General features: G+C 64.6%; 17 protein-coding genes. 9 read left to right on the top strand and 8 right to left on the bottom strand.

The annotated features are described in order from the left end of the window. The first annotated feature begins 108 nt into the window (after nucleotides 1–108). From GO707_RS03190 to GO707_RS03180, 3 genes are all read left to right on the top strand, one after another. A complete protein-coding gene (locus GO707_RS03190; RefSeq protein ID WP_181869687.1) occupies nucleotides 109–1,785 on the top strand; it encodes an FAD-dependent oxidoreductase in 1,677 nt (558 codons plus the stop codon). A 144-nt stretch (nucleotides 1,786–1,929) separates the two neighbouring features. Beyond that, on the top strand, nucleotides 1,930–3,351 hold the full coding sequence (locus tag GO707_RS03185; RefSeq protein ID WP_114539563.1) for a helix-turn-helix transcriptional regulator: 1,422 nt from the start codon (nucleotides 1,930–1,932) through the stop codon (nucleotides 3,349–3,351). Between the two features lie 171 nt (nucleotides 3,352–3,522). After that, nucleotides 3,523–5,274 carry an FAD-binding protein gene (locus GO707_RS03180; protein WP_181869688.1) on the top strand — a complete coding sequence of 584 codons (1,752 nt, stop codon included), beginning with the start codon at nucleotides 3,523–3,525 and terminating at the stop codon, nucleotides 5,272–5,274. A gap of 105 nt (nucleotides 5,275–5,379) precedes the next feature. Here the strand turns inward: GO707_RS03180 and GO707_RS03175 are convergent, their stop codons facing one another. Next, nucleotides 5,380–8,067: a DEAD/DEAH box helicase gene (locus GO707_RS03175; RefSeq protein ID WP_114539565.1), complete on the bottom strand. Its 2,688-nt coding sequence runs from the start codon at nucleotides 8,065–8,067 to the stop codon at nucleotides 5,380–5,382. Nucleotides 8,068–8,296: 229 nt separating this feature from the next. Here GO707_RS03175 and GO707_RS03170 point away from each other — a divergent pair, with 229 nt between their 5' ends. Then, nucleotides 8,297–9,661, top strand: coding sequence for a Na+/H+ antiporter NhaC family protein (locus GO707_RS03170; protein ID WP_302011708.1), 1,365 nt, complete (start codon nucleotides 8,297–8,299; stop codon nucleotides 9,659–9,661). 124 nt (nucleotides 9,662–9,785) lie between these two features. Here the strand turns inward: GO707_RS03170 and GO707_RS03165 are convergent, their stop codons facing one another. Both GO707_RS03165 and GO707_RS03160 read right to left on the bottom strand, forming a co-directional pair. Next, entirely contained in the window at nucleotides 9,786–10,547 is a 762-nt protein-coding gene (locus GO707_RS03165) for a DNA/RNA nuclease SfsA (RefSeq protein WP_157012034.1), read from the bottom strand. 260 nt (nucleotides 10,548–10,807) lie between these two features. Further along, nucleotides 10,808–11,761 (bottom strand): gamma-glutamyl-gamma-aminobutyrate hydrolase family protein, encoded by a 954-nt coding sequence (locus GO707_RS03160; protein WP_198160994.1) that lies wholly within the window; start codon nucleotides 11,759–11,761, stop codon nucleotides 10,808–10,810. Nucleotides 11,762–11,947: 186 nt separating this feature from the next. On the opposite strand from GO707_RS03160, the gene dtd reads away from it, so the two are divergent. Beyond that, nucleotides 11,948–12,394, top strand: a complete 447-nt coding sequence (gene dtd / locus GO707_RS03155) for a D-aminoacyl-tRNA deacylase (RefSeq protein ID WP_157012030.1) — start codon at nucleotides 11,948–11,950, stop codon at nucleotides 12,392–12,394. 77 nt (nucleotides 12,395–12,471) lie between these two features. On the opposite strand, the gene GO707_RS03150 is transcribed toward dtd, so the two are convergent. Beyond that, nucleotides 12,472–14,001: an adenine deaminase gene (locus GO707_RS03150; RefSeq protein WP_232325545.1), complete on the bottom strand. Its 1,530-nt coding sequence runs from the start codon at nucleotides 13,999–14,001 to the stop codon at nucleotides 12,472–12,474. Further along, nucleotides 13,998–14,288: a hypothetical protein gene (locus GO707_RS12220; protein WP_232325544.1), complete on the bottom strand. Its 291-nt coding sequence runs from the start codon at nucleotides 14,286–14,288 to the stop codon at nucleotides 13,998–14,000. The genes GO707_RS03150 and GO707_RS12220 overlap by 4 nt, the downstream gene beginning before the upstream one ends. 202 nt (nucleotides 14,289–14,490) lie before the next feature. On the opposite strand from GO707_RS12220, the gene GO707_RS03145 reads away from it, so the two are divergent. Continuing rightward, on the top strand, nucleotides 14,491–15,636 hold the full coding sequence (locus GO707_RS03145) for an aldo/keto reductase (protein WP_157012027.1): 1,146 nt from the start codon (nucleotides 14,491–14,493) through the stop codon (nucleotides 15,634–15,636). Nucleotides 15,637–15,800: 164 nt separating this feature from the next. Here GO707_RS03145 and GO707_RS03140 read toward each other — a convergent pair whose 3' ends face one another. After that, nucleotides 15,801–16,712, bottom strand: a complete 912-nt coding sequence (locus GO707_RS03140) for a LysR family transcriptional regulator (protein WP_114539572.1) — start codon at nucleotides 16,710–16,712, stop codon at nucleotides 15,801–15,803. A gap of 196 nt (nucleotides 16,713–16,908) precedes the next feature. Here GO707_RS03140 and GO707_RS03135 point away from each other — a divergent pair, with 196 nt between their 5' ends. The 3 genes from GO707_RS03135 to GO707_RS03125 are packed head-to-tail and all read left to right on the top strand — an operon-like array spanning nucleotide 16,909 to nucleotide 21,306. After that, nucleotides 16,909–19,803 carry a molybdopterin-containing oxidoreductase family protein gene (locus tag GO707_RS03135; protein WP_157012025.1) on the top strand — a complete coding sequence of 965 codons (2,895 nt, stop codon included), beginning with the start codon at nucleotides 16,909–16,911 and terminating at the stop codon, nucleotides 19,801–19,803. 3 nt (nucleotides 19,804–19,806) lie between these two features. Then, complete coding sequence (locus tag GO707_RS03130; RefSeq protein ID WP_022740505.1) at nucleotides 19,807–20,382, top strand: 4Fe-4S dicluster domain-containing protein; 576 nt, start codon at nucleotides 19,807–19,809, stop codon at nucleotides 20,380–20,382. A 60-nt stretch (nucleotides 20,383–20,442) separates the two neighbouring features. Continuing rightward, nucleotides 20,443–21,306, top strand: coding sequence for a TorD/DmsD family molecular chaperone (locus GO707_RS03125; RefSeq protein WP_157012023.1), 864 nt, complete (start codon nucleotides 20,443–20,445; stop codon nucleotides 21,304–21,306). 15 nt (nucleotides 21,307–21,321) lie between these two features. On the opposite strand, the gene GO707_RS03120 is transcribed toward GO707_RS03125, so the two are convergent. Both GO707_RS03120 and GO707_RS03115 read right to left on the bottom strand, forming a co-directional pair. After that, complete coding sequence (locus tag GO707_RS03120) at nucleotides 21,322–22,623, bottom strand: ATP-binding protein (RefSeq protein ID WP_157012021.1); 1,302 nt, start codon at nucleotides 22,621–22,623, stop codon at nucleotides 21,322–21,324. A 154-nt stretch (nucleotides 22,624–22,777) separates the two neighbouring features. Further along, a complete protein-coding gene (locus GO707_RS03115) occupies nucleotides 22,778–23,014 on the bottom strand; it encodes a hypothetical protein (RefSeq protein WP_114539576.1) in 237 nt (78 codons plus the stop codon). Between the last annotated feature and the right edge of the window lie 167 nt (nucleotides 23,015–23,181).

Raw genomic sequence — 23,181 nt, 5'->3', positions numbered from 1 at the left:
ACTTTTTACCGATGGCTTTGACGTGGGAATACTCGTTTCATGCCGATAGACGGCGTGGCTGTGAGGCGCCATGATGGGACCATCGACCAACCGAAAAGGAGGGACATCATGACTACCGAGAACATGAAATTGAGCCGTCGCGGATTCCTGGGATTGGGGGCCGCTGCCACTGCTGCCGCGGCTGCGGCCGGGCTTGCGGGCTGCGCGCCCAAGACCATGGCCGAGACGGGCCCGGCCGAGCCTGAGGGCTACACGTGGGAGACCGCGCCCGAGCCCATCACCGAAGTGGATGCCACCGAAGAAACCGACGTCGTCGTCATCGGCGGTGGCATAGCCGGCTTCTCGGCGGCGTGCTCGGCGGCTGAAAAGGGCGCAAAGGTGGTGCTTCTGGAGAAGACAGGCGCGGGCCAGTTCCGCGGCATCGACTACGGCGCCATCGGCGGCAAGCTGCAGCTGGAGGCCGGCATCGATCTGCGCGACCGCAAGCAGGATGTGCTGCAGGAGGTGCTGCGCTGGGGTGATCATCGGGGCGACTACCGGGTGGTGAAGGCGTGGGTCGATCATTCCGCCGAGGCGCTGGATTGGGCGGCCGACATGCTGACGAACCATGGCATCACTATCGCGCCCATACCTATGGAAATGCAAGTCATTCCCGACGCTTGGTACGAGCATTACGCCACCGATGCCTTTCAGATCGTGCCCACCGACGAACTGATCGCCGAAGGCGGCGAGGCTGGCTACGAGCCCCCCTTCGCCATCGGCTGGGCCAAGGCGTTCACGGCCTACGCGGGCGAGCTCGGCGTCGATGTGCGATTCAACACCGAGGCACTGCAGCTCGTGCAGGACGAGGCCGGAGCGGTGGCCGGCGTCGTCTGCGAAGACAAAGCCGGCGTGACGCGCATCGACGCGAAGGCGGTCGTTATGGCCACCGGCGGCTACGGCAACGACGAGGAGATGATGGACGCCTTCATCCCCGGCCACGCCGAGGACGTCCACAACATCTCGACGCCGCCCCACAACACCGGCGACGGCATTCGCATGGGCGCCTGGGTGGGCGGCGCCATCGACGAGGCGCCCCACTGCCCCATGTACTTCGACGAGGGCGTGGAAGGCCTGGAGCACATGCCCTCCATCCCGCTGACGCGTCAGCCGTGGCTGTACCTGAATGACTTGGGCGAGCGCTTCTGCAACGAGGACATGCCCTACGCTTTCGTCTGCCGCGCCCACAACGCCCAGCCGCGACACATGAAGTGGGTGTTCTGGGACAGCAAGTGGGAGATCGACGGGCCGGCCATGGGCATGGTGGTCTGCAAAGACTTCCGCTCGCCTCTGCACAACCCCGAGGAGATCCAGCAGTTCATCGAAGAGGGCACTATTCTTTCGGCCGACACTATCGACGGCTTGCTGGCGAAGATGGAGGGCATCGACGCGGAGACGGCCAAGGCGTCCATCGAGCGCTACAACGAGCTGTGCGCCGCCGGGGTCGACGAGGACTTCGGAAAGCGCAGGCAGTGCTTAAGTTCGCTGACGGAGCCTCCCTTCTACGGCGTGCATGCCGGCACCACGCTGCTGGTGACCATGGGCGGCCTGAAGATCAACGAGAACCAGCAGGTCATCGACGCCGATGCCCATCCCATCGAGGGCCTGTGGGCCGCCGGCAACTGCTCGGGCAGCTTCTTCTTCGGCGATTACCCCATCACCATCTCGGGTGCCAGCCACGGCCGCGCCTGCACCGGTGGCCGCCGCGCCGGCCAGTTCGCCGCCGACCGCGCCCTGGGGGCGTAGCGGCGCGACGGCGGGTCGTGCGCACTATGGCTCGCTGTTTTCGCCTAAATTGATTCCGAACTGTACCCTCCCCATTGAGGGGCTCCGACCAAGTCGGAGCCCCTTGTGTGTGTGGTACACTGACGGCGCGGGAAGGGGAGGAACATGAAAGAAATCAAGCTCAAAGATATTGTTGCGGCCTCGCTTTGCCAGTTTGGGGCGTTTCTCTTCTTGACGACGTTTATCTTTCGGCCTGAGGTGCTCACGTCCTACCAGTCCGGTGACGCGCTGGCCTTAGGGCCATTGCCCTCGGCGCTGGTCACTATCGTCGCTATGGCTGTCTTCGGCGTTATTTGCGTCGCTGCGGCTGTGCGTGAGGCCGATCACTTTGAGCGGGCTCTGTCCGCCTTTGGTTTCGCGGTGCCGTGCCTCTCCCTTGCTCTGCTGCTTGTTCGTGCGCCGCTCGTTCCTCCGCTGGTCTCTGCGCTGTGCGGGAGTGCCTGTGTGGTGCAGGCGTTCGGATTCGCTCGCTCCAACACGCTCGGATTCGGCGCCACGCTGCTATCGGTTGGGTTGTGCCTGGCGGTGGCTGCCGTCGCTTCCGAGCTGTCCTACCGCCTGTTCCCGCTGCATCTTTACGGAACCATGGCCGTGGCCGGTGTCATGGCGGTTACCGGTGCGGTTCAGCTGGGGGCGTTTTGCCGTAAGGGCTGGCGGGCTGAAGCTGACGATTCCTCCGACGGTGACGCCGGCCGGGCGCTTACGGCAGCGGCTCCGGCGCTGTGGGAGGGCCTGTTCTGCGCCGCGAGCCTCGGCCTTACGTGGAATGCCGTCGATTTCCCGGGCACCCGTGGGCATGAGGCGTTCTTCGCGGTAGGAGCTTTTGCAGCCGTCCTCGCATGGCTCTGCCTCTGGCTCGCTTGGCGGCGCATTCGCCGAGCCGACGTCGTCGTGTATGCTGCGGCTCTGCCAGCTCTTCTCTCGCTCTTGCTGTATATTTTCAGCGAAGGAGCTCTGCTGCCCCTTTATTTCGCATGCGCCGTGGCAAGCGAGCTGTTCCTGCTAGCGCTTTTGTGGGCGAGCGCCCTGGCCGTCGACCGGTCGCTGCGCCATCCAGGGCTGGTGGCCTGCGTCTATCTCGTCGCCTTCGCTGCTCTTTTCGGGTTCTTCATGGTGGTTCAAGCGGCTGTGCCCACCTTTGTCGTGCAGAAGGTGATGCCGTGTCTCGCCCTACTCTTTCTCGCCTACCTTGTCGGCTACGGGGCGTTTCGCGGCCACCGCGTACCCGCGGCGACTGCAGAAGGGGAGGAGGGCGCCGGCGCCGCGCCCGTCGATTTCGCCCGGGCGCTCGATGAGCGCTGCGCCGTCGTGGCTCGGGAGTGGGGCCTCTCGGCGCGGGAAGGCGAGCTTTTGCCGCTGCTCGTCATGGGCATGAGCGCTACGGAAGTTGGGAGTCGGCTGTTCATCGCGCCCCAGACGGTAAAAACTCACCGCTACCGCATCTATCGCAAGGCGGGAGTGGGCACCCATGCCGAGCTTGTGGAGCTGGTGTCCCAGAGCACCGCGTCATCCGAGGGCTCGCAATAGCACGAAATCTACCAGGGGTTTCTCTTCTTTAATACCATTGGCCGACAGACAAAGCGCGGGATGCGGGTGTACGTTCCCTCTGTCTTTTTCGCCAGGACGCGATGCGGATGGCCGTTGCGGGACGTATTCCCGGCCCCATGCGCCGCGCGTCTCGAACGTAGGAGGGAACCTATGGGAAACTTGGATCGCCGCAGCTTTTTGAAGGGTGGCGTGGTGGCTGCCGGTGCGGCCGCCTTCGCCGGCGCGCTCTCGGCTTGCGCGCCGTCGGCGCCGCAGGAGACAGGCGCCGCTGATGAGACGCTCGCGACGACGGGCGAGGCCTGGTACGGCAGTCCCGCCGATCCGGCGACTTTCGACGTGGTCGATACTGTCGATTGTGAAGTGCTCGTGTGCGGCCTTGGGGCCGGCGGTATCACGGCCGCGGCCGCGGCAGCTGAGAAGGGCATGAACGTCATTGCCATCGAAAAGGGTGCCGGTCACGGCAGCATCAAGAGTGACATCGGCGTCATTGGCACGCGCATCGACACGGTTGAGGTCGATCCGCTCCAGATGCTGAACGAGCACACCCGTTACGCCAACGGCTGGTGCGATCCCCGCGTCACCCGTGTATGGGCCACCGAATCCGGCGTCACATTCGACTGGATCAGCGACTCCATCGCCGAGTTCGGCGCGACGCCCTATTTCGAATACGACGTGGACGAGGGTACCCACGGCGTGTGGCCGGTGTATCCCACCGATCACGGCTTCCACTACACCTATACCGAAGAAGAGCAGGCCAAGGCCGATGCGGCGGTGGCCGAATCGGGTGACCCGGCGGCTGCCCAGGGCATTCTGCCCCAGGTGGGCGACTACATGCTGAAGAAGGCCGAGGAATGGGGCGCTGATTTGCGCTATGAGACGCCGTTTGTGCAGCTGGCCCAGGACGAAAACGGCAAGGTGACCGGCGCCTATGCGAAGATCGGCGACGGATGCGTGCTCTTTAACGCTAGCAAGGGCGTCATCCTGGCCACGGGCGGCTATGAGGCTAACCCCGATCTTCTGGCTGAGCTGAATCCGGACGCCGCGGCCATCGGCGGCGTGTCCATGACCCAGGCGGGATGCGAGGGCGAGGGCATCAAGGCCGGCATTTGGGCCGGCGGCATGAAAGACGAGATTCCCACGCTCATGACCTTCGCTCGCGCCGCCGTGGCGCCTGATGCCGAGCTGGGGTATCCCTACCAGGGCATGACCTGCTGGATCGGCGACCAGCCCTTCCTCAAGGTGAACCTCGACGGCGCGCGGGTCTGCTGCGAGACGGCTCCCTACGACTACCCGCTGCACGTGGCCGCGCTGCAGCCCGAGTACAAGCTCGCCAGCATCTGGGACAGCGACTATCAGAACCAGATCGTCGCCTTCCACACCATCGGCTGCTCGCGCATCAATATGTCCGATACGGTGGATGCGGCCGGCGTGCCTACGGGCGAGGGGCTGTCGTTCCCGGCCTGCGATATGATGATCGGCGCGGCCATGGAGGCCGGCATCGTGCAGCAGGCCGATACCATCGAGGAGCTGGCGGAGAAGCTGCGCGTTGACCCTGCGGGGCTTACGGCCACGGTGGAGCGCTACAACGAGCTGGCGGCCAAGGGGGTCGATGAGGACTTCGGCAAGCCTGCCAAGGATCTGCTGCCCCTCTCGAAGCCCCCGTACTTCGGCGCGTTTTTCGGCGGCCACGTGCTCTGCACGCTGGACGGCCTGCGCATCGATGAGCACATGCGCGTGCTGAACACCGAGCGCAAGCCCATCGAAGGCCTGTACGCCGTGGGCAACTGCTCGGGCAGCATGTACGCGGGCAGCTACCCCGAGTTGTTCATCGGCAACGCCAACGGCCGTACCATCACCCATGCCCGCCACGCCGTCATGCACATCGCCGGCGAGGTGAAGTAGGGGGCGCGAGCGTCCGCGCAGCCAAACCCTCCCTCTCGGAAGCCCCCGACCTCCGGGGGCTTCCGTTGTTCCCGTCGCTTGACGGGCCGAATCCGGAGAAGCTTCCTACTCCGCCAAGTCTTCCACAAAGCCCACGCGGTAGTTGCGGAAGATGACTTCGCCCTGCTCTTGGGTGGCGTCCAAATCAACGTCGGCTTCTATGCGGAAGTCGCCGGCGTCTTCCTCGTCCAGGAAGATCTGGCGGACGTGCCACAGATGCGCTTCAGCCTCCGGGCTCTCGTCGATCATCAGGTAGGCGGCGGACCGCGCGTCGCCGTCGAGGCGGATCTCGTTGTGCTCGGCGAAGTAGTCGTCCAAGGCCGCGTTCCAAGCGCGCTCGCCGAAGCCCCACTCCTCGTCAAGGTTGCCCAGCTCGCGGGTGCGATCGAGCGCGGCCAGGCGCACGCGGGCAAACAATGCGTTGCGCACCATGACCTCCATGCCGTGACGGTCGGCCACCACGGCGCCCTCCGCTTGCGGAGGTGCGCCCGCTTCGGGCAGCTCGCCGGCGCTCTCCCACGCATCCACCAGCGACGAGTCGGTGGTGCGCACCATGAAGCCGAGCCAGGCGATGATGTCGCGCAGGCGGTCGTCCAGCGCGTCGGGCGGCAGCGTGCGCACGAGCACGCGGAAGGCGTCGGACAGGTAGCGCAAAAGCGTCCCCTCCGACTTCGCGATGCCGTAGCGGCCGATGTAGGTCTTAAAGTCGCTCGCCGTCTCCACCATGTCGCGCAGCACGCTCTTGGGCAAAAGCTCGTAGTCGCGCGCCCACGGCACGCCCTGGCAGTACAGTTCGAAGGCGCGGTCGAGCAGCTCCTCCAAGGGCTTGGGATAGGTGATCTCGGCCAGGCGCTCCAGGCGTTCCTCGTATTCCACGCCGTCGGCTTTCATTTCGGCCATGGCGGCGTCGCGGGCCTTGCGCTCCTGGGCTCGCAGCACCTTCGCCGGGTTCTCCAGGGTGGCCTCTACGAGCGAGATGACATCCAGGGCGTAGTCGGGGCTCTCTGGATCCAGCAGATCCAGCGCCGCCAGCAGAAACGGCGAAAGGGGCTGGTCAAGGGCGAAGTCCTCGGGCAGCTCCACCGTGAGCTCGTAGGAAGGCCGGCCCTCGGCGTCCTCGCCGCGCACCACCACGCCCGCTTCCAAAAGCGTGGCGAATATCTCGTCGGCCCGCGCGTTCAGCTTGATCTTCTCCTCGGGGGTCTGGGCCGAGTCGGCGATGAGCTCGTGCACGTTCGCCCAGGCGTCGCCCCCGCGGCTCACCACCGACAGCACCATGGAGTGGGTGATGCGCATGCGCGGCGTGAGCTTCTCCGGAGGCTTCTCGATGAGGTGCTCGAAAGTCTGCTTGTTCCAGCTGACGAAGCCCTCCGGCGGCTGCTTCTTCTTCACGCGGCGCTGCTTCTTCGGGTCGTCGCCGGCCTTGAGCATTGCCTTGTGGTTCTCGATCTCGTGCTCGGGGGCGAGCGCCACCACCATGCCCTCGGTGTCGAACCCGGCCCGCCCCGCCCGGCCCACGATCTGGTGGAACTCGCGCGAACGCAAGCGGCGCATCTTGGTGCCGTCGAACTTGGTGAGCTGCGTGAGCACCACGGTGTGGATGGGCACGTTGATGCCGACACCGAGCGTGTCGGTGCCGCAGATGACCGGCAAGAGCCCCTGCTGGGCGAGGCGCTCCACCAACAGCCGGTAGCGCGGCAGCATCCCCGCATGGTGCACGCCCACGCCGGCGGCCAGCAGCCGTTGCAGAATCTTGCCGAAGGGGGTCGTGAACTTCGTGCCCTTCATGGCCTGTTTGATCGCCTCGCGCTGGGCCTTGTCCGACACGCCGTAGCTGGCCAGCGCCCGTGCGTTCTTCAGCGCCTCGTCCTGGGAGAAGTGCACGATGTACATCGGCGCCTCGCCGGCGCGCAGGCCCAACTCGACGGTGGCTTCCAAAGTCTCGAAGGTGTAGTCGTAGGACAACGGCACGGGGCGCGGCGCGTCGGTCACCAGGTCGACGGGGCGCCCGGTGCGCTCCTCTAGCGCGCTCGCGATGTCGGTCACATCGCCCAACGTGGCGCTCATCAGCAAAAACTGCGCGTTCGGCAGCGTGAGCAGCGGCACCTGCCAGGCCCAGCCGCGGTCGGGGTCGGCGTAGAAGTGGAACTCGTCCATCACCACGCAGGCCACCTTCGACGCAGGGCCCTCGCGCAGGGCCTGGTTCGCGAGGATCTCCGCCGTGCAGCAGATGACCGGGGCCTCGGTGTTGATGGTGGTGTCTCCCGTGATCATGCCCACGTTCTCGCGGCCGAGGATGTCCACCATATCGAAGAACTTCTCGGACACGAGGGCCTTGATGGGGGCGGTGTAGTAGGCGACGCGCCCCGTGGCGACAGCCATGAAGCACAGGCCCAGAGCCACCATGGACTTGCCGGAGCCGGTGGGCGTGCCCAGAATCACCGAGTCGCCGACGGCTAAGTCCATGAGGGCGTCCTCTTGGTGGGGCCACAGCTCCATGCCGCGGGCGTCCACCCATTCCAAAAACACTTCCAGCGCCTCGTCGGGCGTGAGCACGTCGCCCTCGCCGGTTTCCGCCCAGGGGAGGAGCCACCCCAGCGAGCCGGGCTCGAAGGGGTCCACGGGTGCGATGGGGCTATCTGCGTCGGTGCGGGCGGCGCGCTCGGCGGGTTTCGCAGCTTCGGCGGCGATGTCCTCGGGCGTCTCGTAGACGCCCTCTTCGGCAGCGGCGGAGTTCTTGGCGGTATCGGTCATGGGGTGTCCGTTCTGACGGCGCGATCGTTCGCCATCTATTATAAGTAAGACCCGCGTATCGAAGATGACGCATCGGCAGCGGTTCCCGTGGTGTAGTATAGGCGCTTACTGAAACAAGGAGCCGTTGGTGCGGAAGGCGGGTCGTGGGCGAATCGGAGTTCTGCGAGTCCGCCGTGCCGGGCGCGGCCTCAAACGCGCAGGGATGCGCTTAAGAGAGTTAGGGTTCAACGTGAAAAAGGGAAATGTGGCGGCGCTTCTGCCCATCGGGGTGTTCCTCGTGCTGTATCTGGGGCTCGGCATCCTGTTCGAGTACGGCATGGGCATCTCCATGGGGTTCTACAATATCCCCATTGTGGTGATCTTTTTGGTGGCACTTCTGGTGGCGTGCTTCCAGAATCGCAGCCTTTCCTTTGACGACAAGCTCGTCGTCATGGGCCGAGGCATCGGGGACAAGACCATCGTCACCATGATCCTTATCTTCATGGCGGCCGGCGTGTTCGTGGGCACGGTGGGACGCGATTCCGCCGAGTCGGTGGCCTACCTCATGCTGTCGGTCATTCCCGCCGAGTATTCCGTGGCCGTGCTGTTCGTGGTGAGCTGCTTCGTATCGCTTTCGATGGGCACGTCGGTGGGCACCATCACGCTCATCACGCCTATCGCCGTGGCGGTGGCGGCGGCCTCGGGGTTCAGCCTGCCGCTGTGTGTGGCCTCGGTCATGGGCGGTGCCATGTTCGGCGACAACCTGTCGTTCATCTCCGACACCACCATTGCCGCCTGCCAGGGACAAGGTTGCCAAATGAAAGACAAGTTCCGGGAGAACTTCAAGATCGCTTTGCCGGCGGCGCTGGTGACGCTGGTGATCATTCTGGTGCTGTCGCTGGGCACCGACATCTCCGGTACGGTGCAAAACGATTACAACCTGCTGGAGCTCATCCCGTACCTCATCGTTCTTGTGGGCGGCATTGTGGGCATCAACGTGTTCATCGTGCTTTTGCTCGGCATTCTGTCCGGCTCTATCATTGTGGTGGCCGAAGGCGCCGTGGCTGCTACCGATCTGCTCGGCAACATGGGCACCGGCGCCGCCGGCATGTTCGAGACGACTATGGTGGCGGTGCTCGTGAGCGCCATCTGCGCGCTCATTCGCGAGAACGGCGGCTTTGTGGCTCTGTTGAACGGCATCAAGCGCCTGTTCCGCAGCCGGAAGGGCGGCCAGCTCGGCATGGGGCTGCTCGTGGGCGCCATGGACATCGCCACCGCTAACAACACCGTGGCCATCGTGATGGCGAACCCCATCGCCCACGAGATGGCCGAGACCTACAACGTCTCAAGGCGCAAGACGGCCTCCATCCTGGACACGTTCTCCTGCGTGTTCCAGGGAGTCATCCCCTATGGCGCTCAGATGCTCGTGGCCATCTCGGCCTGCACGGAGCTGGGCTTTCAGGTGTCGGCTTTCCAGATCATGCCGTTTCTGTTCTATCCGTTCTTCCTTCTGATAAGCTCGCTCGTGTTCATCTTCTTCGTGCCGGACGATCGCGGGTACGTGCCCGATCATACGGCGGCGCGCTCGGAGGGCGCTGTCGGGAGAACCGAGTAGGCGCATCCGGCCATACGACCGCGCGCCCGGTGGGCCGAGGAGGCGCATCCGACCGCCCGCGCCGGTTGGTTGCCGACGTTCGCTCGGATGCCGCGGCGCTCGATCGGGAACGTCGGCCGCCGCGCTACCACTCTTCCAGTTCGTAGCAGCGCGCAAGGGCGATGCCCTCGGGGGTCACCTCGAAATCGGCCTGCCACAGCTCCACGCCAGCGGATCGACAGGTATCGACGGTGGCGAGCACCTCCTCATAGGTGGTGCCGTGGAAGAAGCGGAATCCGAAGTTGTCGTAGTAGAGGCAGTAGAGGACGGCGGCCCGCTCGTGATTGGCCAGCGAGGCGGCCAGCTCGCGCAGATGCCGCAGGGCGCGCTCGGTGGAAGAAAAGGGCGTCTCGGGCAGGCGCGGCACGTAAGGAGGGATTTCCGTCTGCATCTGCACGAGCGGCGTTTTCACCTCCAGATACAAGTCGCCATTCACCAGGAAATCGAGGCGCGAGTCGCCCAAGGGCACCTCGCGGCGTACGTCGTGTACGGGATCGGTGATGGCCGCAAAAGCGCCCCCGCGCAGGAAATGCTCCACATAGCGGTTCGAGGCATTCTGGTTGATGCCGATCCAGCGCTTGTCGGGGTCGTCGGGCCGCTGCAGCGAGTAGGCCTCCACGGTGAGCGGCATCTTGCGCTTGGCATTGTGGGAGTCGGACACGAGGCACGGGCGTCCCGCCAGGTCAAGCCCGCCGATGCGCGATACCGCCGGGCAGTGGCAGCGCACGGGCGCGCCGTCGCCGAAGTCGACGTCCATGATGAACCGGTTCGGCCGCGCGAGGATGACCCCCTCGCGCAACGGCTCGGGAAAGAGAAAGGGCTGGGTACTTGCATCTAGGACGGTCATAGTTCGTGCCTCGTGAGCAGAAAGTCAAAAAATGGACAAAAATACCTTCGAGTGAGCGGTTCGGATGATAATCTTGGGCCAAAAGGGACCGAATTTGCTGTCAACATCGCTTTTTGATAACGAAACGTGATAGTTCGTATGGAGAAAATGGTGCGCTGGGACTCACTCGGAGGCTATTTTGTCCAATTTGCGGCGAAGTGCTCTTCTAGGCTGTCGTTGAGGGGCGAATGAGCAGGTGCGGCCTTTTGAGCCCTCGAGCGCTAGCGCACGGCATCTCCCTCTTCCCTGAAACTATTCGCCGCGGCGGCCAAAGCGTTGAACAGGCCGTGATGGTGGTCGAGGTACTCCGGATGCCACTGAACGCCCAGGAAGAAGGGTTTCGCGGGATCTTCCACGGCTTCCACCACCCGATCTTCGGAACGAGCTGCGACGAGCAGGCCGGGGGCCACGTGGTCGACGCCCTGGTGATGCATGGAGTTCACCTCGAAATCCCCCGACGGGCTCACCACCGATTCTAGCAAGCTGCCCTTAGCGATGGTGACCTGGTGGGATATGCCGTAATAGGGCGGGTTCTGCCGATGCTGCGCCTCGGTGACGCCGCAGTTGTACAGATCGCGGTAAAGACTGCCGCCGAGGGCCACGTTCATGACCTGCATGCCGCGGCAGATCCCTAGGGTGGGCAGGCTGCGTTCGTGGGCGAGACGGGCGAGTTCCAGCTCGAAGCCGTCGCGATCCTCGCAGACCGCGAGCAGGCCGTCTAGGCAGGGGATGGGCGGCCGCCCCGTGGCGGACAGCACGTCGCGACCGTCCAGGGACTCCACAGTTTCTGTGGTCGAGGTGCCATCCATGGCCTCCTCGAAGGTGCGGTCGGGCACGTAATGGCCGCAGAAGGGAACTTTTGCTCCCGTGGAGCGACAATGGGAGGAGGAGCCGCAGCCCATGGCTGCGAGATCGTCCAGGCCCAGCGCATCGCGGTTCTTGGCCGGGTCGGGCACGTAGTAGCGCGGATGCACGTCACCTCCTCCGGTGATGAGCAGGCCGTCCACCAAATCGATGACGCGGCGGGCGTGCTCTCGGTTTGCCTCGGCTCCCCCGGCGATAGGGGTGAGGAGGATAGGCACGGCTCCCGTGGCCGCCACACGGTTGATGTATTCCACATTCACACGCTGGAAGCCGTCGGCCTCGTTCAGCGTCGTCGTAATTCCAATGATCACAGGATCTGTCCTTCGTCGGTATGATTGCTTCTTGAACATACCACCGCCCACGACGCGCTTCAACAGTCATCGGCCAACCATCGGCAAAGGAGCGCTGAAGCGATAGAATGTCCATGCATTTTTTCGATGGCGACGCAGATGAGCGAGTGCGGGCACGAGCGGCTGCGTTCGGGGAAAGGGGCGGCGATGCGAGCGGTAGTGCAATGTGTGAGTGAGGCTGCGGTTACGGTTGGAGGGCGGACGGTTGGCGCTATCGGAAAGGGCTACGCCATTCTGCTGGGGGTGGGGCATGGCGACACCGAGGCCGAGGCGGTGCGACTGTGGCGCAAGATCGCAAAGATGCGCGTATTTGAGGATGAGCAGGGAAAAACGAACCTGAGCCTGGCCGATGTGGGCGGGGAAGTGCTCGTGGTGAGCCAGTTCACCCTGTATGCGAATTGCCGCAAAGGAAATCGCCCCTCGTTCACGGACGCGGCCGATCCGGCCATGGCCCGGCGGCTTTACGAGCGCTTCGCCGAGCTGGCCCGCATCGACGGCTTCGCGGTGGCGACGGGCGAGTTCGGCGCCATGATGGACGTGGCGCTCGTGAACCACGGCCCCTTTACGGTGGTGCTGGATACGGATACGCTCTAAAGCGCTTGCGTTGTGGCGGGCACCCATGGTATGAGGGCGCCCGCCACGATATCTTCGTGTGGTGCTGCTTAAAGTGACTAGTCTTCGCCCACCACCAGATCGACGAACTGGAAGGTGGTACAGTCCACGAGCCCTCGGTTGGTGAGGCGCAGCTCGGGCAGGCAGGCGAGTGGGATGAGCGCCATGGTCATGAAGGGGGAGGGCATGGTGCAGCCGATCTGCGCCCAGGTCTCTTCCAAATGATGCACTTTCTCGCTCATGGCGAGGGCGTCCAGGTCGTTCATGAGGCCGGCGATCGGCAGCTCTACGAGCCCCAGCACCTTGCCGTCGGCCACCACGACCATGCCGCCGCCCACCTCGGCCAGCGTGTTGGCCGCCAGCGCCATGTCCGCATCGTTGGTGCCCACCACGAGCAGGTTGTGGGCGTCATGGGCCACGGTGGAGGCCATGGCGCCCCGCTTGATGCCGAAGCCCTTGGTGAAGCCGACGCCGAAAGTGCCCGTCTCGTGATGGCGCTCGAACACGAAGGTCTTCAGCACGTCCTGGCCAAGGTCGCTTTCCAGGGCTCCGTCCGTTACGGTGAGCGCGGCGCGAGCCTCGCGGTCGGGAACCGAGCCCGGCAGCACCTCGATGACGCGCACGGTCACCGCATCGCCCTCATCTGCGCCAGCCGGCGCCGCCACGCGGAACGTTTCGGGGGTGATGGCACGCCCTAAGCGCATGGAATGGGTCACCCAGGCCGGGTAGGCGAAGGGCGCGAGATCGAACGTGCACGCGTCGTTCTCGGCGACGATGTCGCCGTCGATGAGCACGCGGGTGACGTTCAGATCCTCCAGGTTGTCCAAAAACACGATGTCGGCGCACTTGCCCGGGGTGATAGAGCCCAGCTCGTTGTCCATACGGAAGCAGGTGGCGGTGTTGATGGTCATCATCTGGATGGCGGTCACTACGTCGATGCCGCATTTCACGGCCTTGCGCAGGATGTAGTCGAGGTGCCCGTTGGCGACGAGCGTGTGCGGGTGCGTGTCGTCGGAGATGAGGTTCGCGAAGCGCGTGTCGATGCCGGTCTCGGTGATGGCGGCGGCCAGGTTCGGCAGATCGAGCCACGCCGAGCCGTAGCGCAGTTGGGCGTACTGCCCGAGGCGCATCTTTGCGAGCGCGTCCTCGGCGCGGGTCGACTCGTGGCAGCAACGCACGCCGCTGGCGACGTACGCGTTCAGCCCCTGATCGGTCTCGGGGATGGAGTAGTGGCCCGTGACCACCTTGTCGGCGGAAAGGGTCGCGGCTAGCTCTCCGTGGGCGTGATCGGTGCCGGCCAGCACGCCGGGGAAGTTCATCATCTCGCCGAGGCCCACTACGCCGTCCCAGGTCATGGACTCGGCTATCTCGACGGGCCCGACGGCCGCGCCGGTGTCCTCGAAGCCGGGTACGGCCGGCACGCAGGAAGGCGTGGTCACCATGGCCTTCAGCGGTGTGCGCGCGGCGTCTTCCATCATCACTTGCACGCCGGGAAGGCCGAGCACGTTGCACACCTCGTGGGGATCCCAGTAGATGCCCACGGTGCCGTGGGGCACGACGGCGCGGGCGTATTCGCCGGCGCCGATCATCGATGACTCCACATGGATGTGACCGTCCAGGAAACCGGGGCGATCACCTGCCCGGCGGCATCGATGACCCGGGTGCTCTCGCCGATGCAGTGGGCGGCGCTTTGCCCCACGTAGGCGATGCGTCCCTCGGCAATGGCCACGTCGATGCCGTCTTGCACTTCGGCCGTGCACACGTTCACGAGCCGCGCGCCTGTGATCACGGTGTCGGCGGGGGTACGGCCCTGGGCCACGGCGGCCAGGGTTTGCGTGCATTCCCAGAGCGGTTTCTTGCAGAAATGGTTCAGCATGGGCGCCTCCTTCAGCGCTTGGGGGACCTGTCGCAGCGCAGGTCGCTGACGCCGCCAGTGTACGCCCGCGCCGCATCAACGCGACGTCAACGGCCGAGAATGCAGAAGGGTTTCACGGAGTTCCATTTACTTGGAGCTTACTCTAAGTGATTTAATACGCAACAGCGGGGAACGACAGGTTTGCGAAGAAGAGAGGTGCTCTATGGAATATCGGAAGCTGGGCCGTACGGGCCTTCGCGCGAGCGTCATCGGGTTCGGGGCCGAGTGGATCGGCAAGATGGAGCAGGCCGAGGTGAACGCCATGGCCGCCCGGGGCGCGGCGGCCGGCGTGAACATCGTGGACTGCTGGATGAGCGACCCGGCGGTGCGCTCGGCCCTCGGCGAGGCGCTTGAGCCGACGCGCGATCAGTGGATCATCCAGGGGCACATCGGCAGTACCTGGCAGGACGGCCAGTACGTGCGCACCCGCGAGCTGGATCAGGTGCGCCCGGCCTTCGAGGATTTGCTCGCGCGCCTGCACACCGACCACGTGGAGCTGGGCATGATCCACTACGTGGACGCCTGCGACGAGTTCCGTGCCATCATGAACGGCCCCTTCATCGCCTACGTGCGCGAGCTTTTGGCCGCTGGCAAGATCGGGCACGTAGGCCTTTCCACCCACAACCCGGAGGTGGCGCTGCTCGCCTGCGACGAGCCGGAGATTGAGGTCGTCATGTTCTCGCTGAACCCGGCCTTCGACATGCTGCCGGCCTCCGAGGACATCAACGACCTGTTCGGCGACTACGAGAACGTGGCCGGCGACGGCATCGAACCGGTGCGCGCCCGCCTGTACGCTAAGGCCGAGCAGACGGAGACGGCCCTCACGGTGATGAAGGGCTATGCGGGCGGCCGGCTGCTTTCCGCCGACGCATCGCCCTTCGGCGTGGCGCTCACGCCCGTGCAGTGCATCCACTACGCGCTGACTCGCCCGGCCGTGGCAAGTGTCATGGTGGGCGTGGAAACCGTGGAGCAGCTGGAGGAAGCGCTCGCCTACGGGGATGCCACGGCCGCCGAGCGCGACTACGCGAGCGTGCTCGCCGCCGCGCCCAAGCACGCCTACCTGGGCCAGTGCACCTACTGCGGGCACTGCGCGCCGTGTGCGGTGGGCATCAACATCGCGCTTTCCAACAAGTTCGCCGACTTGGCCGAGATGGCGGGCGAGGTGCCCGCCTCGGTGGCGGCCCACTACAAGGCCATGGACGTCACGGCCGGCGCCTGCATCGCTTGCGGCGACTGCGAGCCCCGCTGCCCCTTCGACGTGCCGATCATCGAGCGCATGGAAAAGACGGAGGAGCTCTTCGGCTGCTAAACGAGCCGGCGAACTTCGGAGTCTTCAGCATTCGGGCGGGCTAATGCCACTTCGACGCAGAAATGGCCGATGGAAGGTGCCAGTTCAGGGCCGAAATGGTTGAAAATGCCAGTTCAACCTTGAAATGGCCGGCGTTGGGAAGGTGCGTCGCGCCATTTCTGCCCTCAACTGGCATCTGCCGGCGGATTTTCGAAATCGCGCTCGGCGCAGAGGCCCTTCAACGTATCCAAAAAAGCTTGGGCTTGGCGGGTGGGGAGGGTCTTGCGCCAGACGAGGCCCTGGGTGGATTCCAAAGTGGGGGACAGCGGTACGAAAGCCAAGTCGCTCAGCTCGTTGGCCTCGAACAGGCCGCGATAGGTGAACGCGCTACCGATGCCCTGCCGCACGAGGAACTTGGCGTTCAGTGGCAGGTTGTAGGTGGCGCGCACGTCCATCTCGTCGGCCAAGTCTCCCAGCCATTGGCCGAGCACGCCCACCTTCACGCCTTGGCGCGAGCTGATGAGCGGCTGGTCCAGCAGGTCCTCGGGCATGACGGCCGCCTTTGCTGCCAGGGGGTTGTCGCGGCGGACAAGGAGACCCCACGTGTCGGTGTGGGGTAGGCGCAAGGTGTGCATGTCCACATGGCTGCGCAACTCGCATTCCAGAAGGAAATCGTAGAAGCCGCGCACGAAGTTGTCCATGAGGTCGGCCGAGGTGCCGCTGTACAGCTCGAAAGTGATGCCGGGGTAGGCGGCGCTCGTGCGCTTCATGGCCTCGGCGATAAGCTCCATGGCCTGGGTTTCGCCGGCGGCGATGTGCACCTTGCCGGCGATGGAGTGGGTGGGAAGGGCGATTTCCTCCTCGGCCTTATCGGCCAAAGCGAGGATGGATTCGGCGTAGCGGCGCAGGATGACGCCCTGCTCGGTGAGCTCGATACCCTTGCGGTTGCGCTGGTACAGAAGGTGTCCCAGCTCGTCTTCCAAAGCGGCCAGCTGGCGCGAGAGCGTCGGCTGGGTGACATGCAGCGACTTGGCCGCCGCCGTGATGGATCCCTCGCGGACGACGGTGACGAAATAGCGGAGCGTTCTCAGTTCCATGGTTCCCCCTTCGATTCCCCGGTTCGCGCGACGCTCTTCTCTGCCTGGTCTGTTTCCTTCGATCGGCAAGGACGTGTAGCGCGAACATGCCTTTCAAGCATTTACAAGATTACAATATAAGCATTACCTATGGAAGGGGCGCCCTCCGTAAGATTCGGGTTGTCAGAAAAGACACGAGAAGAGGAGGGTGATGTTCATGGCTCTGTTGGACAAGGGCATGAAGCGTCGCGATTTCTTGAAGGCGTCCGCCGCCGCTGCGGCCGCCACGGCGGCGGCCGGGCTTGCCGGCTGCGCGCCGAGCACGGCCACCGACATGGCCGAGACCGGCGGCAGTGCCAATGCGACGACCCATCAGGTGGCCAGCGATGCCGCCATCATCGAGGGGCGCGGCGAGTGGATGCCCATCCACTGCCACCAGAACTGCAACCAGATGTGCCTGAACATGGGGTATGTGGTGGACGGCGTCGTGGTGCGCCAGAAGACCGACGACTCCCATGCCGACAGCTTCGACTGTCCCCAGCAGCGCGGCTGCCTGCGCGGGCGCTCGCTGCGCCAGCAGGTGTACAACGCCGACCGCATCAAGTACCCCATGAAGCGCAAGAGCTGGCAGCCCGGTGGCGGCGAGGCCGCCCACGGCGAGCTGCGCGGCAAGGACGAGTGGGAGCGCATCAGCTGGGACGAGGCGCTGACCTACGTGACCGACGAGCTGAAGCGCGTCTACGCGCAGTACGGCCAGGACGCCGTCATCTGCAACGGCTGGCGCTGGGCCCCCGGCTCCGCCATGTTCCCGGTCATTGGCGGCGCGGTGTACAACACCGAGTGCGAGTCCTTCGGCTGCTGGGCCTTCCAAACGGAAGCACTGGGCATGTACTCCCACGGCGACCACCCCGACCTCATGATGGCGCCCGATAAGTACGATCTGCCCAACGCCGACACCATCGTGCTGTACGGCTGTAATCCGGCCTGGTCGCAGCACTCCTCCATGTACTGGCTGAAGAACGCCCAGAAAGCGGGGGTCAACTTCGTGTTCGTCGGCCCCGACTACAACGCCACCGCCGCCGCCATGGACGCCCGCTGGATCCGCGTGCGCCCCGGCACCGACACGGCCTTCCTGCTGGCTGTGGCCTACGAGATGGTGCGGCTCGACGAGGAGCGCGGCGACATCATCGATTGGGACTTCGTGAACGAGCGCACCGTGGGCTTCACGCCGGAGACCATGCCCGCCGACGCCACCACCGACGAGAACTTCCGCGACTATCTGCTGGGCGCCTACGACAACACGCCAAAGACGCCGGAATGGGCGACGGAGATCTGCGGCACGCCGGTTGAGGACATTACCTGGTACGCCGAGATGGCCGGCAAGAACAACGCCGTCATGTTCCTGCACAGCTACGCCGCCTCTCGCTACCTGGGCGCCGAGAACCTCTCCCAGGCCTTCATGACGGTGTCGGCCTTGGGCGGGCACTTCGGCAAGAGCGGCCATGGTTCGGCGGCCATCTACACGTGGGATGCGGGCGACTCGGGCTACCGGCTCATCCAGCACGTCGGCGGCGACTACGGCTATGTGGACAACCTGGTGGGCAGCCCCGCCGCCACGGGCCCCAACCGCAACATCGAGGGCAATTCCTGGTGGAGCTCGCTTGCCGACGGCAAGTACCTGTCCTCCTCGGAGGGCCCCTACGACCTTGGCTCCAGCGACGTGGTGGGCGACCCGACGAAGCTGCGCGCCAACACGCCGGTCTACCACGAGGCCCGCGAGATGCCGGTGAACCCGCGCATACTTGTGCAGACAAACTCGAACTTCATGCAGACGCGCGGCAACCTCGCCACGGCCATCAAGGTCATGCGCGCGGCCGACACTTGCGTGTCCTTCGAGATCAAGTTCTCGCTCACGGCCCAGTTCGCCGACATCATCCTGCCGGTGTGCACCCACTGGGAGGGCAACGACGACGAGTCTTGGGGCGAGCTGTCCTGGCCGAGCCCGTTTGGCGACGGCAACGGCCAGAAGCAGCGCAAGGACGCCCTGCTTGCTTGGAAGCCCCTGGTGAAGCCGATGTACGAGGCCCGCGAGGAGAAGCGCGTCTTCCGCGAGATCATCGAGCGCATGGGGTATAACCCCGACGACGCCTACCCGAAGAGCAACTACGACCAGTGGCTTGGCTACTTCCTCGGCATGCGCGTGCTGAATGAGGACGCGACGAAGTGGGAGCCGGTCATCACCTGGACCGAGGCCGACAACGAGAAGTACCACGCGAGCTACCCGGCCCAGGAGGGCAAGGTCGCCTTCGACCAGTTCATGGCCGACGGAAGCTATGTGGTTGAGCGCTCGGAGGGCGATCCGCGCAACTACGTGGGCTACCGCGACGACAAGCTGGGAATCGGCGAGGACGGCGAGTCGGTCGTCGTGGCCGACCCGGCCTGGCCGCGCCCGTCGGTGTCGGGCAAACTGGAGATCTACTGCCAGTACAAGGCCGACAACGTGAACCGCATCGGTCTGAACGATACGCCCATCAAGCCCTACGCGAACTACTTCGTGCCGCGCCGCGGCTACCAGGAGACGTTTGCCAACTGGGAGGCCAAGGAGAAGGGCGCTTACCCGCTGCAGGCCTACACGCCGCACTACATGCGCCGCGCCCACACCTGCTACGACAACATGACCTGGACCCAGGAGGCCTTCCGCAACCCAGTGTTCATGAGCGTGGAAGACGCCGAGGCCCGCGGCATCAAAGCCGGCGACACGGTGCGCTGCTTCAACGACTTCGGCAGCATGCTGAGAATCGCCCAGCCCATGCAGGGCTACATGCCCGGCGTGGTGGGCATTCCCCACGGCGTGCACTCGGTGTTCGACGAGTCCGACCCCGAGAACATCATCGACCGCGGCGGGAGCGAGCAGATGCTCTCCGACGGCCTGCAGTCGAACTACTTCCCCCAGGTGGACGGGTACAACAGCCTGCTCATCGAGATTGAGAAGTACGACGGCGAGCCGTTGGTGGAAGACTTCGAGCGCGGGCCGTTTCTGGCCGCGGGTATAGACGCCGAGGGCACGGCCGCCTATGTGGTGCCCGGTGCCGACAACGGACAGGAGGCTTAAATCATGAGCTTGGGATTTTACGTTGACCTGGCCAGCTGCATCGGCTGCAAGACCTGCCAGGTGGCCTGCAAGGACCGTCGCGACATCCAGGTGGCGGGCCCCCGCCTGCGCCGGGTGGACACCTTCGAATGCGGGACGTACCCGGAGGTGGCGATGTTCCACCTGAACCTCTCCTGCAACCATTGCGAAAGCCCCGCCTGCGTGGCGAATTGCCCCACGGGCGCCATGTACAAGGACGACGACGGCACCGTGCAGCACGATGACGAGGCCTGCATCGGCTGCCAGACCTGCGTGAACTCGTGCCCCTACGGTGCCCCGCAGTTCATCGAGGAGGACAAGATCGTCCAGAAGTGCGACACCTGCCGGGCGCTGCGCGAGGCGGGGCACGAGCCGGTGTGCGTGGAGGCGTGCCCCATGCGCGCCATCGAGTTTGGCGAAATGGACGATTTGCGCGCCGCCCATCCCGATGCGGTGAGCGAGCTGCCCTGCACGGAGCCGGCCGCCACGACGACCCCCAACATCCTCATCGGCGCCAGCCGCGGGGCCCTGCTCGAGGACTTCAACCCGGTCGTTCTGTAAACGCGAATGCTGCTGGGGCGGTCGGTGCGGCCGCCCCTTTTGCTAGAGGAGGGAGCCATCATGACCGATGTCGTCAACATGCGTCGCGAGTCCATCGACCTGGAGGCGCTGCTTCTGTCGCGCGCCTACCTGTACATGCTGTTCCACAAGCTGTTCGGCGGTACGCCGGATGCGGCCATGGTGGCATGCGTGCTGTCGGAGACCACGCGTGACGTGGTGGAGGAGTACGCCGGCGACGACCCCTCCATGAAGGGCCTCGGGCGCTTTTTGGAGAACCTCGGCGAGTGCGTCGATGGCGCGGTGCTGACCGAGCAGGCCCGCGACGAGTACACGCGCCTGTTCATCGGTCCGGGTGAAGTGCCCTGCCAGCCGATGGAATCGCCCTACCGCACGAAGGACGCCGCCGTCTTCCAGGAGAACACTCTGGCCGTGCGTGCCATCTTTCGCGAGCGCGGGCTTCAACTTACGCGCCTCATGCGCATCCCCGATGACCATATCGCCACCATGTGCGGCTTTATGGCCCATGAGGCCGAGCGCTCCCTGGCGGAGCTGCGCGCGGGGAACGTGGGCGATCTGGCCGCGTCCCTGCGCGATGAGGAGGCCTTCGCGCGCGGCCATATGCTCACCTGGGTGGACGATTTCGCCCGCTGCGCGCGCCGCTCGAAGACGGCGGTGCTCTATCCGCAGATGATCGAGGCCCTGGCCGCCTTCGTTCGCAACGATGCCGTGCTGCTCTCCGAGGCCGCCTGCTGGGCCGAGGAGGCGCGCGATGCCTGCGGCGAGACGATCCCCGGGGGTCTCGGCGCTCTTCCGGGCAGCCCCGAAGCCGCCGCCTTCGCCGAGGTCTCCGACGCCCTGGCAGCCCTTGCCCGCCTGCGCCCCTTCGGCATCGAAGACCACGAGCTGGTGAGTATATCGGTCTAAAGAGCAGCCTCGTCGCTACAGCCAAAGCCCCGTGTTCCCCATCAGGTAGAGAGGGACGTTGGTGAGCCAGTCTTGCTCGCGGTAGTCGGAAAGCGAGAAGCGCCGGGCCTGAATTTCCGGGTACTTCTCCTTGAAGCTGCGCAGGCTCTTGGCGCGCAGGTTCTCCTCGGCTTTCACCTCGATGGCGTAGACGGCACCGGCCGACTGCACGAGGAAGTCCACTTCTCCCCGGGAGTTCTCGGCGGACCAGTAATAGGGGACAAGCCCACAGCTTGCTATAAGCTCTTGGCACGCGTACTGCTCGGTGAGCGCCCCTTTGAATTCCTCGAAAAGGGTGTTGCCTTCGATGATACTCTTGCTGTCCAGTTCACTCATAGCGCCGAGCAGGCCCACGTCTAGCAGGAACACCTTAAAAGCGCTCGGATCTCGATAGGCCTTGAGGGGGATGCCTGGTTTGGATACGCGCGGCACCTGGTAGATAAGGCCGGCTTGCCTCAGCCACGTGAGGGCGCTCTCGAACTCCTTCGCCCGGGCGCCCTTCGCGAGGCGGCCGAAGATGAACTTCTTGTTCTCTTGGGATAGGTGAGCGACGACGGAGTCCCACACGGCGAAGACCCGTTCGGCCTCGCGGGGGGCGATGTGCTTGGAGAAGTCGCGCTCGTAGTCGGCGAGGATCCGCTTCTGAACGGCCCGTGCGTCATCGTAGCTCCTGCTGTCGAGAAACGCGCTGACTGCCTCGGGCATCCCCCCGACGAAATAGTAGGTTTTCAAAAGGGCGATCGCCCGTGATTTGAAGGCCTGGATGAGCGCCGGGTTCGGGTTCTGCAATGAGGCCAGGAACTGCTCTCCTTCGGCCGCTAAGGCGAACTCTTCGAAGGAAAGGGGGTAGAGGTCGAGTGCTTCCACCTTCCCCACGGGAAAGCCCGTCCCGCTTTGGAGAAGGATTCCCAGCAAAGAGCCAGCGGCTACGACCGAGAAACCACGCGGATCCTCATCGAAGTACTTGAGGGCCGTGAGCGCCTTGGGGTTTTCCTGGACTTTGTCGAACACGATGAGGGTCGAGTCGGGCTCGATGGTGACGCCGGTTTGCAGCTGGAGGCCGGCGATGAGAACGTCGATGTCGTACCCGGTGTCGAACAGCTCGCGCATGGCTGAGTTGTTGTCCATATTCACATAAGCGACGCTCTTGTAATGGCGCCTTCCGAATTCTTTGATGAGCCACGTCTTTCCCACCTGGCGAGCCCCGTTGATGATAAGGGGCTTCCTGCAAGGATTCTCGCGCCATGCTTCGAGATCACGCATGAGAAAACGTTCCATTGGCAGCCTCCTTGCTCAGTGCACGTTACAAGTATACAAAAACAAGGACGTAAAAGTGTCAAAACCCACACAAATCAGGACGTAATGGGAGATATTGCCATGGTGCTCCATCCGTCTCGGCGAGAGAGGCCCCGGGCGAGGCCGAGCAGATCAGCTAGCCGTTCCTCCGCTCCTGCTCCCACACGAAGCGAAGGTTGTCGGGGCCTTCTGCCCATTGGCGGGAGGAGAAGTCGAAGAGCAGCTCATAGGTGCGCGATGAGGCGAAGGCGTCCAGTGCATCATCGAAGGGAACGCCGGTGTCGTCGCACCAGTCTTCCAGCATGGTTCGCATCACCACAACGGCGCACGCTTCGCGCTGCTCGTCGGTCACGGCCTCTTCGTCAAATCCCATAGGGCTCGCTCCCCTCGAACGTAAGGCATTCGATGGAAGCGTAACTGCCGTGGTAGAGGGTGAGATCGTCTTTCAAAGCTAGCATAGCGAATACCCTTTTGCGGTAAGGTAGGTCTCGATGTTGTCGAGGGCTTGCGGGTTGAACTACAATGGGGCGCTGGACAGAG

This window comes from Adlercreutzia rubneri (assembly GCF_009755265.1).
Lineage (GTDB): Bacteria > Actinomycetota > Coriobacteriia > Coriobacteriales > Eggerthellaceae > Adlercreutzia > Adlercreutzia rubneri.
Note: the sequence above shows the minus strand (reverse complement) of the source record. Positions and strands in the feature narration are given on the sequence as shown.

Coding starts and splice junctions, on each gene's coding strand:
- GO707_RS03180 (WP_181869688.1), top strand. CDS start 3,523: ATGGGAAACTTGGATCGCCGCAGCTTTTTGAAGGGTGGCGTGGTGGCT.
- GO707_RS03150 (WP_232325545.1), bottom strand. CDS start 14,001: ATGATCGGCGCCGGCGAATACGCCCGCGCCGTCGTGCCCCACGGCACC.
- GO707_RS03140 (WP_114539572.1), bottom strand. CDS start 16,712: ATGGAACTGAGAACGCTCCGCTATTTCGTCACCGTCGTCCGCGAGGGA.
- GO707_RS03175 (WP_114539565.1), bottom strand. CDS start 8,067: ATGACCGATACCGCCAAGAACTCCGCCGCTGCCGAAGAGGGCGTCTAC.
- GO707_RS03130 (WP_022740505.1), top strand. CDS start 19,807: ATGAGCTTGGGATTTTACGTTGACCTGGCCAGCTGCATCGGCTGCAAG.
- GO707_RS03185 (WP_114539563.1), top strand. CDS start 1,930: ATGAAAGAAATCAAGCTCAAAGATATTGTTGCGGCCTCGCTTTGCCAG.
- GO707_RS12220 (WP_232325544.1), bottom strand. CDS start 14,288: ATGCTGAACCATTTCTGCAAGAAACCGCTCTGGGAATGCACGCAAACC.
- GO707_RS03120 (WP_157012021.1), bottom strand. CDS start 22,623: ATGGAACGTTTTCTCATGCGTGATCTCGAAGCATGGCGCGAGAATCCT.
- dtd (WP_157012030.1), top strand. CDS start 11,948: ATGCGAGCGGTAGTGCAATGTGTGAGTGAGGCTGCGGTTACGGTTGGA.
- GO707_RS03165 (WP_157012034.1), bottom strand. CDS start 10,547: ATGACCGTCCTAGATGCAAGTACCCAGCCCTTTCTCTTTCCCGAGCCG.
- GO707_RS03190 (WP_181869687.1), top strand. CDS start 109: ATGACTACCGAGAACATGAAATTGAGCCGTCGCGGATTCCTGGGATTG.
- GO707_RS03125 (WP_157012023.1), top strand. CDS start 20,443: ATGACCGATGTCGTCAACATGCGTCGCGAGTCCATCGACCTGGAGGCG.
- GO707_RS03135 (WP_157012025.1), top strand. CDS start 16,909: ATGGCTCTGTTGGACAAGGGCATGAAGCGTCGCGATTTCTTGAAGGCG.
- GO707_RS03115 (WP_114539576.1), bottom strand. CDS start 23,014: ATGGGATTTGACGAAGAGGCCGTGACCGACGAGCAGCGCGAAGCGTGC.
- GO707_RS03145 (WP_157012027.1), top strand. CDS start 14,491: ATGGAATATCGGAAGCTGGGCCGTACGGGCCTTCGCGCGAGCGTCATC.